Origin of the sequence: Enterococcus sp. AZ095b, assembly GCF_051714725.1 — a bacterium.
In the GTDB taxonomy this organism is placed as follows: domain Bacteria; phylum Bacillota; class Bacilli; order Lactobacillales; family Enterococcaceae; genus Enterococcus_B; species Enterococcus_B pernyi.
Map to the genome: position 1 here is coordinate 1,142,130 of NZ_JBIOSL010000001.1, position 12,123 is coordinate 1,154,252.

At 38.9% G+C, this 12,123-nt stretch carries 11 protein-coding genes and 1 riboswitch; all 11 genes read left to right on the plus strand.

Annotation, left to right across the window (positions count from 1 at the left end; translation table 11 throughout):
• The first annotated feature begins 52 nt into the window (after positions 1 to 52).
• The 11 genes from IGJ99_RS05495 (at position 53) to IGJ99_RS05545 (ending at position 11,986) form a co-directional block, all read left to right on the plus strand.
• Entirely contained in the window at positions 53 to 2,107 is a 2,055-nt protein-coding gene (locus IGJ99_RS05495; protein ID WP_438770668.1) for a cell division site-positioning protein MapZ family protein, read from the plus strand.
• 280 nt (positions 2,108 to 2,387) lie between these two features.
• Positions 2,388 to 3,251: a CvfB family protein gene (locus IGJ99_RS05500; protein WP_010735785.1), complete on the plus strand. Its 864-nt coding sequence runs from the start codon at positions 2,388 to 2,390 to the stop codon at positions 3,249 to 3,251.
• Positions 3,252 to 3,355: 104 nt separating this feature from the next.
• On the plus strand, positions 3,356 to 3,829 hold the full coding sequence (fur, locus tag IGJ99_RS05505; protein ID WP_023519469.1) for a ferric iron uptake transcriptional regulator: 474 nt from the start codon (positions 3,356 to 3,358) through the stop codon (positions 3,827 to 3,829).
• 96 nt (positions 3,830 to 3,925) lie between these two features.
• The gene (gene xerD, locus IGJ99_RS05510; protein WP_023519470.1) at positions 3,926 to 4,813 is read left to right on the plus strand and encodes a site-specific tyrosine recombinase XerD; all 888 of its coding nucleotides are present in this window, start codon (positions 3,926 to 3,928) and stop codon (positions 4,811 to 4,813) included.
• A gap of 19 nt (positions 4,814 to 4,832) precedes the next feature.
• Complete coding sequence (locus IGJ99_RS05515) at positions 4,833 to 5,201, plus strand: GNAT family N-acetyltransferase (RefSeq protein WP_019723231.1); 369 nt, start codon at positions 4,833 to 4,835, stop codon at positions 5,199 to 5,201.
• Positions 5,198 to 5,968 carry a segregation/condensation protein A gene (locus IGJ99_RS05520; RefSeq protein WP_409173800.1) on the plus strand — a complete coding sequence of 257 codons (771 nt, stop codon included), beginning with the start codon at positions 5,198 to 5,200 and terminating at the stop codon, positions 5,966 to 5,968. The genes IGJ99_RS05515 and IGJ99_RS05520 overlap by 4 nt, the downstream gene beginning before the upstream one ends.
• A complete protein-coding gene (gene scpB / locus IGJ99_RS05525; protein WP_010735780.1) occupies positions 5,952 to 6,527 on the plus strand; it encodes an SMC-Scp complex subunit ScpB in 576 nt (191 codons plus the stop codon). Before IGJ99_RS05520 ends, scpB begins: the two co-directional genes overlap by 17 nt.
• Positions 6,527 to 7,243 (plus strand): pseudouridine synthase, encoded by a 717-nt coding sequence (locus IGJ99_RS05530; protein ID WP_010735779.1) that lies wholly within the window; start codon positions 6,527 to 6,529, stop codon positions 7,241 to 7,243. The genes scpB and IGJ99_RS05530 overlap by 1 nt, the downstream gene beginning before the upstream one ends.
• An 84-nt stretch (positions 7,244 to 7,327) precedes the next feature.
• Positions 7,328 to 7,450: riboswitch (FMN riboswitch) on the plus strand.
• 127 nt (positions 7,451 to 7,577) lie between these two features.
• Entirely contained in the window at positions 7,578 to 8,189 is a 612-nt protein-coding gene (locus tag IGJ99_RS05535; RefSeq protein WP_019723230.1) for an ECF transporter S component, read from the plus strand.
• Positions 8,190 to 8,745: 556 nt separating this feature from the next.
• Positions 8,746 to 10,269, plus strand: a complete 1,524-nt coding sequence (locus IGJ99_RS05540) for a YfcC family protein (RefSeq protein WP_010735777.1) — start codon at positions 8,746 to 8,748, stop codon at positions 10,267 to 10,269.
• 376 nt (positions 10,270 to 10,645) lie between these two features.
• Positions 10,646 to 11,986: a M20 family metallopeptidase gene (locus tag IGJ99_RS05545; RefSeq protein WP_438770669.1), complete on the plus strand. Its 1,341-nt coding sequence runs from the start codon at positions 10,646 to 10,648 to the stop codon at positions 11,984 to 11,986.
• Positions 11,987 to 12,123: the final 137 nt, after the last annotated feature.

A 12,123-nucleotide genomic window follows, 5' to 3' on the forward strand; every position in this document is an offset into this window, starting at 1 on the left:
ATTATGGTAGATTTAATGGTAGCGAAAACCTAGTAAAGGAGCCGATCGCTAAGTGATAAAAAAATGTCCAAAATGTGGATCAGAAAAAATCAAAGATCAATCAAAATGTCCAGAATGTGACTTTGAACCACAACAAGATGAACTGACACAATTACCCCAAACAGATGGAAATCAATCGTTAGACGAAACAGCTGAGGAAGTTTATCCAGACAGTATCGTAAATGATCCAATCGAGTGGTCAGAACTAAAAGATCTACCGTTGGAGTCTGTCATGGAGTTGTTTGACTCAAGTGACACGAGCACTGAGTCAAAGGATGATCAAGTAGATAAAAAAGAAAATACCAATCTTGGCAAAGAAAAAACAGAGACAGATCACTCTGCTACCTCTGAGCAAAGAGAAAAAGCGCAGCAGAAAAAACGAGTAGCTGAATTAAAAGAAGCAGTAAACAATGAAGAAGAAAATTCCATTCTAGCTGCTTACATCAAGGCGCATCGTGAAGATACGACTGAAGAACACGCAAAAGAGCTGCTTCGAATGATCGAAACGGCGGCAGCAACGGGTGAGGATTCAGTCGACATTCGCTTGTCGGAAAATACAACGGAGCAAGTTTCTCCTGAAAAATCTCAAGAGGATGCAATAAAAGAGCCACCAGTGGAAGAACCAACAGAAGAAACGATCATTGAAGATACTGTGGTCGAAGATTCTTCAACAAGTACAGAAGAACAAGTAGACGTAATTACAAATATAGAAGAAACTGCCCCAGTTTCTACGGAAGAACCTGTAGAGACGACTGAACCGATCGAAGAGGAAAGTTCTAAGGTTGAGAGTACGAAAGCTGCTTCAACAGATGCACCGCAACCAAAAGAAGCTCCTGAAACAACTGAACTGGTGGAAACACAGCCGGAACAGACAAAGGTTGAGGAACAAGAAACAAGCAATGCGTCCATCAAAAAAGAAGAATTGCCAAATGATCGAGGATCAAAGAAATCCAAAAAAAGATTATACCTGACGAGTGCGGCAGTGCTTTTACTTGGTGCAGGGGGTTGGATGTATTATGATCATCAGCAAAAAGTCCAAGCAGAAATCGCTGCCGAAACCCAACGTAAACAAGATAAAATGGCTGATTTACAATCAGATTTAGCTGCGTTTTATTCAGATGATGATGAACAGTTCATTCGTACAAGTATGATCAATCAAGACTTATCAAAATTAAGGGCATCATTGAATGAGGTCAAAGATGAAAAAGGGTATGCAGATCTGGAAAAAACCTTTGAAGATATCCAATCAAAGATCAAACAGATCCAAACGGTCAATGAATGGTTTGTTACACCAGTTATCGCAGATGATCAACTGATCGCAGAACCCAAATTGAAAGCTGACCAAGCGATCCAAAGTTTTGAAACAGAAGATACAGCATTTGGTCAATTGATCGACAAAGCGACAGATGAAGCAACTAAACAGTATCAACAACTTCAAACAGCAAAAGAAAAAACTGCTGTGATCTATGCAGATGGTCAAGTAAAAGATTCAGCAACGAAAGAGCAGTACGACACAGCAAAAGCAGAAGTGGCGAAAGTAAAAAATACAGAATTAGTCAAAGCACTTGTGACCGAATTGGACAAAGTCGATGAAGCTTTGACGAAAAAAGAAGAAGCGAAGAAAGCCGAAGAAGCAAAGAAAGCTGAAGAAGCGAAGAAAGCCGAAGAAGCGAAACAAGCGCAGGCGCAGGCTGAAGCGCAAGCACAAGCTGAGGCAGCTGCTCAACAAACTGAGGCGACACAAACAACGCCAGCGACTAACTCCGCAAACCGTCCAATCATGGAAACAAGAGCCAGTGATGTCGCAGATGCTTCTAATCCTGCTTGGAATTGGGCACCAGGAGTCAAAGAAAGTGTGATCGCAACAAGTATTGCACGAGGCTACATCGTAGAGGGCGGCTATCGATTAGAGAAAGCTCGCATCGAAAACGGTGAAGGATACTACAACCTTTATGCGACTTCTACTAAATCATCTTTGATGAATGGTATCGGTGAAAGTGCTCTACCATTTTATATTGTCACAATCAATTGTAAAACTGGTTGGTTTGGTGGGAACGGTAGTAACTAGATCAGTGGTAGTTAGCTAGAGTATAGTTCTATCAGCCTGATTTGCTATTCCTACAAAGCAAAACAACAATGGTCCAGAAGCAATTTTTCTTTCTATCATAGCGTCAAAAATAGGCCTTAGAATCCAAAAATATGAGGATATTTTCGGGTTTTATGGCCTATTTCAGTCGAACACTGACGGCTTAAGCTTTTATGGAGAATCTCTATCTATAAACATGGCGTTATGTTATGATAGCAAAGAAATGTTGGAATACAAAGGCCTTTTAGAAAAGGAGAAAAAGATGAACGAATTATTAGCAAACGTCTTTACCGCAATGGTGATTGACGAAAATGAAAAAAATTATTTTGTCCAAAAAAATGGACAAACTTTCCGTTTGAGCAAAGAGGAGGGAGAGCATACGATCGGCGAAGCAGTCGAAGGTTTTGGTTATCAGAATCAAAAACAAGAGAATCGTTTTACAACGGTGATCCCGAAGAGTCGCATTGGTCATTATGCTTTTGGAACAGTCACTTCTTCAAGAAAAGATCTAGGTGTCTTTATTGATATTGGTTTACCGGATAAAGATTTTGTTGTTTCACTGGATGAGTTACCTACAATGACTGAGTTGTGGCCCAAAAAAGGGGATCAGTTGATGATCGCTTTGCGTGTTGACGCGAAAGATCGCATTTGGGGAAGCCTAGCAGAAGAAAGAATCTTCAAATCACTAAGTAAGCATGGTTCAGAAGAATTGAAAAATAAAAACATCTCAGGAATCGCTTATCGTTTGAAGCTGACTGGCACGTATCTGCTGACGGATGATTTTTATATTGGGTTCATCCATCCTTCAGAACGTTACCGCGAACCACGTTTAGGTGAAAAATTAGAAGGACGCGTAGTTGGGGCTAGACCTGATGGTGTGTTGAATATCTCTTTGAAACCACGTGCACACGAAGCGATTTCTGATGATGCACAAATGATCTTAACGATTTTAGAACGTTCAGCAGATCAACAAATCGCATTCACTGACAAATCAGATCCAGATGAGATCATGCGTGCCTTTGGGATCAGTAAAGGGGCATTTAAGCGAGCAATTGGTAATTTATTGAAACAAGGATTGATCAAACAAGAGGATGGCGTGACGAAACTAGCGAAAAAATCTAATTGAGAATGACTTGCATGTTTTTCTCGTCTAGCTTATAATAATTTTAATCTAGAACGGTTGATTAGATATCTTAATTATAATCATTATAAATTGTTGGGGTTGAGAAAATGGGCATGAATACAATGTCAGTAATGAAAAAAACAAAACAACAGCTACATGAATCTGGGTTTAAACTGACCCCACAACGAGAAGCAACCTTGCTCGTCCTCTTAGAGAACGAAAAAGAACACTTGTCAGCAGAAGAAGTTTTCTTTCTAGTCAAAAAGAAAAACTCAGAGATCGGTTTGGCCACCGTTTATCGGACGTTGGAGATTCTAACGGATCTAAAAGTCATCGACAAAGTTAGCTTCAATGATGGTGTGGCTCGGTATGATCTGCGAAAAGAAGGAGCCAAACATTTTCATCATCATCTCCTGTGCTTAGATTGTGGAACGATCGAGGAAGTCGAAGAAGATCTGCTAAGTGAAGTTGAACAAGTGATCGAACAGCGTTACCACTTTTTTGTCAAAGATCATCGTTTGACCTTTCATGGTATCTGCCAAGAATGCTATAATAAGAAAAAAGAAAGAAAGACCGTCTGAATTGATAGACGGCTTTTTCTTTGAAGTGTCTACTGAAAAATAGACTACCGAAACCAAAGGCTATCTGATATGATAAAGAAGCATGAGGTGAGAAGGATGGAAGAAGAAATCAATGAATATCTTCGCTATTTAAGTATCGAGCGTGGATTATCGTTTAATACTCGAAAAAGTTATGAACGAGACTTGAATCAATACTTGCACTATCTAAAAGAACACGAGATAACCTCTTGGCAAACAATTGATCGATTTGTCGTCATCCAATATTTAGAAACGTTGCATGCGGAAAATAAGGCTTCTGCAACGATTACACGTATGATTACAAGTTTAAGAAAATTCCATCAATTTTTGCGACAAGAACGGTATACAGAACAAGATCCAATGCAACACATCGAGACACCGAAGAAAGCCCAAAAGTTGCCAAGTACATTGTCTTTAAAGGAAGTAGAACGGCTGATCGAAACACCTGATACATCGAAAAGTTTAGGGATCAGAGATCGCGCTATTTTAGAAGTCATGTATGCAACAGGGATGCGTGTGAGTGAGTTAGTCGGACTGAAGTTAGGCGATTTGCACTTGTCTTTAGGGCTGGTTCAAACCTTAGGTAAAGGAGATAAAGAACGAATCATTCCTTTAGGCGATTATGCGATCCAATGGTTAGAACGTTATTTGGATGAGGTTCGTCCTTTACTAGTCAAAAATCCATCTGAAAACCACGTTTTTTTGAATCATCATGGTTCAAGTCTCTCTCGACAAGGAATATGGAAAAATTTAAAACAACTTGTTCGAGAAGCAGGGATCTACAAAGACGTGACCCCTCATACATTGAGGCATAGTTTTGCGACACATTTACTAGAGAATGGGGCGGATTTACGTACCGTTCAAGAACTATTAGGTCATGCAGATATTTCAACGACACAGATCTATACACATATCACGAAAAAAAGAATGACAGATGTCTACAAGCAGCATTTCCCAAGGGCTTAGTTTATAGGATGGTGAGAAAATGTTAACACATTATCGAAAAGAAAACCGAAAAATCGCGATGGGACTATTGAGCTTTCATAAAAAGTTAAATGCAGAATCAAGTTTACTAAAAGAGATCGATACCTATGAATCTGCTGAGGATTATGAACTTTTTTTCTATACGCCAGAAGATTCTACAAATATCCAAGGAATCATTGGTGTGCATTGGAATGATAAAGATCAGATGACGATTCACGATATTTCGTTGAATCCTTCCTACCGGGGGGAGAATATCGGGTTTCAAATGTTGAATGAATTGCAAGCAAAATACCCCGATGTGTTGATCCATCCAACGGATATCACAGAAGCTTATTTAAGTAGATGGATCAATGAAAATAAGGAAGAGTGAATGATGTGTCAGAAATCAATATCAAATTAGATGTCTTTGAAGGTCCATTAGATTTACTCCTTCATCTGATCCAAGATATGTCGATCGATATTTACGATATCCCGATCGCCACTATCACGGAACAATACATGAACTATATCCATACGATGAAGACGCTTGAGTTAGCTGTGGCAGGAGAGTACCTTGTCATGGCAGCAACACTGATGGCAATCAAAAGTAAGACATTATTGCCTATCCAAGAAGTAAGCAATGACGAAGAAGAATTTTGGGAAGAAGATCCGCGTGACGAATTAGTCAATCAGCTGTTAGAATACCGCAAATTCAAGTATGCAGCAGAGAAGCTTACTGAAAAGGCAGAAGAACGTAGTTTGTATTTCACAAAAGAACCTTCTGCAATCGATGAGTTATTGGGGCAAGACAAACCATTGAAGCGTGGACAAGTGAAAAAAATCGATTTATTTCAAGCCATGCAGAAAATTTTAGAACGAAAGAAATTTGCTCAAAAAGAAGAAAAAACGATCGCACCTGATGATGCGACAATCGAAGAACGAATGACATTTATCCAACAGCGCATCGTCTCTCAAAAAAATGGCTGTTTGTTCGAATCTTTTTTTGAAACGCCTTCTAGAAACGAAGTCGTCACAACATTTTTGGCGATCCTCGAATTGATGAAAAATGGACAGATCGTGGCTCAGCAAGAAAAAAATTATGAATCAATCATGCTTTATCCAGCAGTAGGAGATACACAACATGACGAAATTAAGTGAACTTGAAGCAATCTTATTTATAGTAGGAGAAGAAGGAACGACAATCGAAGAATTGAGTGCCTTACTGACCTATACACGAGAAGAAACGACTGCTTTAGTGGCAGAGTTGGCAGCTAGTTATGAAGCAAATGACAACACAGCGTTACATCTTTTTGAAACAGAAAAACAACTCGTGCTGACTACCAAAAAGGAGTTAGCGCCGATCGTCAAAAGATACGCGCAAGGGACATCGAATACCTTGTCACAAGCGGCAGTCGAAACACTAGCAATCATTGCATATAAACAACCGATCACTAGAAGTGAGGTCGAGTTGATTCGTGGCGTTCAAGTTTCTGGCGCGATTCAACGCTTGACTGCACACCAACTGATCGAAGAAAAAGGGCGAGTCGATGGACCAGGTCGCCCGATCCTTTACGGGACCACAAGTCATTTTTTAGATTATTTTGGTCTGAGATCGCTAAATGAGTTACCCGATATTCAAGATATCGAACGTTCACTGGAAGAAGACGCACCCCTTGATTTATTTTTTGATGGCGTGCATGAAGGAGAAAACATATAATGGAAAGATTACAAAAAGTAATTGCTCACGCAGGAATTACCTCTCGCCGTAAAGCCGAGGAATATATTTTGGCTGGTCGAGTAAAAGTAAATGGTCAAGTCGTCAAAGAACTTGGCGTAAAAGTTGGCAAACACGATACAGTGGAAGTCGACCAAGTGCCGATCTATCAAGAAGAATATGGCTATTATTTACTTTATAAGCCAAAAGGGGTCATTTCTGCTGTAGCAGATGACAAGGGCCGGAAAGTAGTGACAGACCTATTACCAATGGTCAAAGAGCGTATCTATCCAGTTGGACGACTAGATTATGATACTTCTGGCATACTTTTATTGACGAATGATGGTGATTTTGCGCAACGATTGACGCATCCCAAGCATGAAGTTGATAAAGTATATGTTGCCAAAGTCAAAGGAATCGCCACTAAGTCAGCGCTGAACCCATTGACAAAAGGAATCAAAATTGAAGGAAAGAAAACGTCACCTGCAAAGTATGCCATTTTATCTGTTGATCCTCATACGAATCATAGTATCGTAGAATTAACGATCCATGAAGGCCGTAACCACCAAGTAAAAAACATGCTACAAGCCGTCGGGTTACCTGTGCAAAAATTAAAACGAGAAAAATATGGCGAATTGACCTTGCAAGGTTTACGTCCTGGTGAGTATCGTGAGCTGAATAAAAAAGAAATCAGTCAGTTATTGAATCAATCAAAATAAATAACTTACTTTTTGTAAGGCTAAATACCTTGCTTTTTTGTTATGAAATAAGTATAATAAAATGGTAAACAAAAATTAGATATGGTTCGTCTTCAGGGGCAGGGTGAAATTCCCGACCGGTGGTTATAGTCCACGACCTACTTTTGCGAGTAGCTGAATCGGTGAAATTCCGATACCGACAGTAAAGTCTGGATAAAGAAGATAGAGCTTATTTGGCATACGTATGTACAAATGACTCTAACTCTATTTTCCCCTGCGAAAATAGAGTTTTTTTGTTTGTGTTTACGTGGTTGAATAGTTCGCTGAAGAGGAATCCCAACAGGAGGATTTCAACATGAAGAACACCCGAGTACAAAAAATGGTTGCGGTCGCATTATTTGCTGCAATCGGATTGGTTTTGCAATTTTTCTCATTTCCAATCATGCCAACATTTAGTTTTTTGAAAATCGATTTTAGTGATATCCCAGTTTTGATCAGCATGTTTTTATTTGGCCCGTTAGCGGGGATCGTTACCGCGTTTTTACGTTCGATCTTACATTTGATCATGACTGGTTTTAGTCCGGAGAATCTAGTTGGCGACGTCGCTAGTTTCTTTTCAACAGCGGTCTTTACTTTACCGATTTTCTACATCTTCAAAAGAAACAAATACCAAAAAGGAAAAAATCAAATTTTAGGCGTGATCAGTGGAACACTTGCACTAACCATTTTCATGAGTATTGCGAACTATTTTGTAATCACACCTCTTTATTTAACATTTTTAGGCCTAAACGCAACCCAAATGTTAGGTATGCCACTGGCAAATTACATTTTGATCGGTATTGTACCTTTTAACTTGATCAAAGGATTTATCGTTAGTGTGGCATTCCTTGTCTTACACGCCAAACTACTGCCTTGGTTGAGCAGAAAACAACACCAGTTAGAAAAACGGCATAGCGTTGTAAAATAAAAGTAAATGACTCTTTTAAAAAAAAGACTAGGATAGCATATAATACAAAGAATACAAGTAAACTTGAAAGTAGGAATTCCTACTTTCAAGTTTTTTTTATGAAAAAGAGCATTTTCAGTTATTTATATAGAGACTAGATAGGTTATATGGGAGGGGAACAAATGACCAATCATAGGTATTCGCATAGCTAACACTTATTTTTTTAAAGTTTTTCTTAATATTTTGTTATGAAAAAAAATTCAATAACCGACATTGTGTAAGCGTTTTATAAATCGTGTCTGAGTATTTTTTGCCTTTTTGTATAAAAATGTATTTTATACGTTTTGATGTGAAATTCTTCTCCTTTTGTTTGTTAGATGGACCGGATATAATAGACGACGGAAACGCTACAATTAGTATGAATAAAGCATTTCAATTAAATAATCAAAGGAGGGACAATAAACGAGGGTTTTGAATAAAATTTATCGAATCTACTAGTTATTATTTTTGTTCTTATCATCTTTTTGATAAAATACCGATGTGTCAAAGATTTTTGAAACAAGAAAGGAAGAAGAAAATGGAACAAACAACGAAGAAGAAATTTCAAATGCCTTCAGCGTACTCGGTCTTATTCATTATTATTGCCATTATCGCTGTACTTACATGGTTCATCCCAGCAGGACACTACAGTGTGGATGAAGCCGGTAATATCATTGCAGGGTCTTACGAAAGAGTCCAACAAAATCCACAAGGACTTTGGGATATCTTTATGGCTCCAGTCAACGGGATGTTGGGTGTACCAGCGGGTGAGTTAACGAAAGAAACACCTGCGGCAATTCCAATTTCCTTCTTTATCTTAATTGTTGGTGGTTTCTTAGGAATCATCAATAAAACTGGCGCATTAGATGCTGGGATCGCAACTGTTGTGAAACGCTTCAAAGGAAAAGAAAAAATGTTGATCCCTGTATTGATGCTTTTATTTGCTTTAGGTGGTTCAACTTATGGAATGGCGGAAGAAACGATTCCATTTTACGCATTATTGATTCCTGTTATGATGGCCGTCGGTTTTGATACTGTCACAGCAGTAGCCATCGTGTTGGTCGGATCTCAAGTGGGTTGTTTGGCATCAACAGTTAACCCATTTGCGACAGGAGTTGCATCACAAGCTGTTGGTATTTCAATGGGTGAAGGAATCGGGTTACGTTTCTTTATGTTCGTTGTCTTACTAGCAATCTCTATTATTTATGTGTATCGCTATGCGTCGAAGATCGAAAAAGATCCAACCAAATCTTTAGTATATAATCAGCGCGAAGAAGACATGAAACACTTTGATATCGAAGCAATCAATCGTCAAGAAATGATCACGAAGAAACAAAAACATGTCAATGTATTGTTCTTCCTTACTTTTGGTATCATGATCATTAGTTTGATTCCATGGACAACATTGAATGAAAACTTCACTATTTTTGAGTCATTGACAAATTGGTTAACTGGCCTACCTGTAATTGGAACTGTTTTAGGTAAAAACATGTTGCCTCTAGGTGATTGGTATTTCCCTGAAATCACAATGTTATTCTTAGTAATGTCAATCGTTGTGGCAATCACTTTTGGTATGAAAGAATCTGATTTTGTCAAAGAATTCTTAGCAGGTGCTTCAGACTTGATTGGTGTAGCAATCGTTGTTGCTGTTGCTCGTGGGATCCAAGTAGTGATGAACAACGGTTTGATCACAGATACGATCTTACATTGGGGAGAACAAGGATTAAGCTCATTATCATCAAGTGTCTTCTTGATCCTTACATTTATCTTCTATATCCCTATGTCATTCTTGATTCCATCAACTTCTGGCTTAGCAGCTGCTACAATGGGCATCATGGGACCAATGGGAGAATTTGCTGGTGTCGGTAAAGATCTAGTAATCACTGCTTACCAATCAGCATCTGGATTAGTGAACTTGATCACGCCAACTTCTGCTATCGTAATGGGTGCAATCGCCATTGCTCGCTTTGATATTTCCGTTTGGTGGAAATTCACTGGGAAGTTGATTGCCATCTTATTTGTTGCTATCTGTGTGATCTTAGGTGTAGCAGCAATGTTCTAATTCTAGACAAATGACAGCCAAAGTTCTATGATAAATGAAGAAACAATATCTATTGACTGAATAAAGAGACATGAATCCTTTATTCATCAAGTACGATGTATCACTTGTATGTAAGAGATCGTCGGTAGAAACAAGACCTTTGAAAAAACGAGTTACTCTGTTGATGAAATGGTGACTGAAGAATCCAGCGCCAAGAAATAAGCGACAAAACCCGAAACTTGGATTTTGGGTTTTGTCGCTTATTTCCGAAGGCGTTGGCTTTTTCACAGAAAATTTCGTGAATAGTGTCCTATTGCACTCGAGCAGATGTACATGTGGATCAAAGTAGTATTTTCTGCCGTCATCTTTTTTTTAAAATAATGAGGAGGCAAAGTTGATGAAACAATTTGTAACAGAACAACATCATGAACAAGCATTAGAATCATTAAGTGAGTTGATTAGAATTCCTTCTGTGTTGGATGAATCTGATTCTGGAGAGGGACATCCTTTTGGGAAAAAAGTTGTAGAAGCTTTAGATAAAGTGTTAGAAATCAGTGAAGGATTAGGTTTCAAAACATTTAAAGATCCCGAAGGCTACTATGGTTATGCAGAAGTAGGCTCAGGAGACGAGTTATTTGGTATCTTATGCCATATGGACGTTGTCCCTGGAGGCGATGAAAAAAACTGGGAATCTAAACCTTTTGAGCCAACGATCAAAGATGGCTGGTTAGTTGGCCGTGGCTCCCAAGACGATAAAGGACCTTCGATTGCTGCAATGTACGCAGTGAAAGCATTGATGGATGCAGGGGTAGAATTTAATACGCGCATTCGTTTCATCTTCGGAACGGACGAAGAAAATCTTTGGCGTTGTTTAGATAAATACAATGAAAAAGAAGAAGGAATCACACAAGGCTTTGCGCCAGATGCAGAGTTTCCTTTGATCTATGCAGAAAAAGGTTTGCTACAAGCTTACTTGACCGGTCCTGGCACAAATGAATTCTCTGTAAATGCTGGTGGGGCACTAAACGTAGTGCCGGATTCAGCACCTTATTCAGGTGAAAAATTGGCAGAAGTGAAAGCAGCGTTAACGAAACACAACTTCGATTTTGAAGATCAAGGTGACTCGATCACAGTGCTAGGAAAAAGTATCCATGCAAAGGATGCCGCAGAAGGTGTCAATGCGATTTCTCGTTTAGCGATCGCTTTGTCTGAATTTTTTGATTTTGCGCCAATCAAGTTTTTAGGAGAATTAGTCCAAGAAAATGCGACTGGTGAAAAAGTAGTCGGAAAGACTGTTGATGAACAATCTGGTGAGTTGACGATGAACTTCGCTAGTTTAGAAATCACACCTGAGCAAACAAAAATCGGGGTGGACATGCGTATCCCTGTCACCTTCAAAAAAGATGAACTTGTCGAAAAACTGACAGAAAAAATCAAAGCATACGATTTATCATATGAAGAATTTGATTTCTTGGATTCATTATACGTTCCTTTGGAGAGTGAATTGATCCAAAACTTATTAGCAACGTACCGTGATATCACAGGGGATATGACTGAGCCATTTGTTTCTGGTGGAGCAACCTTTGCTCGTACGATGAACCAATGTGTCGCTTTCGGTGCAATGTTCCCTGATACACCAGACTTCATGCACCAAGCCAATGAACGATGGGAATTAAGCAGTATGTACAAAGCGATGGAAATCTACGCAGAAGCGGTTTATCGCTTGTGTGGGAAGTAAACCAATAGTTAGTTAAGAAACGAATAAGAGTCATAAAAGTAACCACCCCTATTTTGAGGAACTTTGTCAAAATAGGGGTGGTTTTTCATTGTCAGTTGTTCCTCCTTACAAAGATATCCAATAATAACATCTTACAT

Bases quoted from the DNA above. Each gene is read 5' to 3' on its own strand.
- IGJ99_RS05500 (WP_010735785.1), top strand. From the start codon at position 2,388: ATGAACGAATTATTAGCAAACGTCTTTACCGCAATGGTGATTGACGAA.
- fur (WP_023519469.1), top strand. From the start codon at position 3,356: ATGGGCATGAATACAATGTCAGTAATGAAAAAAACAAAACAACAGCTA.
- xerD (WP_023519470.1), top strand. From the start codon at position 3,926: ATGGAAGAAGAAATCAATGAATATCTTCGCTATTTAAGTATCGAGCGT.
- IGJ99_RS05515 (WP_019723231.1), top strand. From the start codon at position 4,833: ATGTTAACACATTATCGAAAAGAAAACCGAAAAATCGCGATGGGACTA.
- scpB (WP_010735780.1), top strand. From the start codon at position 5,952: ATGACGAAATTAAGTGAACTTGAAGCAATCTTATTTATAGTAGGAGAA.
- IGJ99_RS05530 (WP_010735779.1), top strand. From the start codon at position 6,527: ATGGAAAGATTACAAAAAGTAATTGCTCACGCAGGAATTACCTCTCGC.
- IGJ99_RS05535 (WP_019723230.1), top strand. From the start codon at position 7,578: ATGAAGAACACCCGAGTACAAAAAATGGTTGCGGTCGCATTATTTGCT.
- IGJ99_RS05540 (WP_010735777.1), top strand. From the start codon at position 8,746: ATGGAACAAACAACGAAGAAGAAATTTCAAATGCCTTCAGCGTACTCG.
- IGJ99_RS05545 (WP_438770669.1), top strand. From the start codon at position 10,646: ATGAAACAATTTGTAACAGAACAACATCATGAACAAGCATTAGAATCA.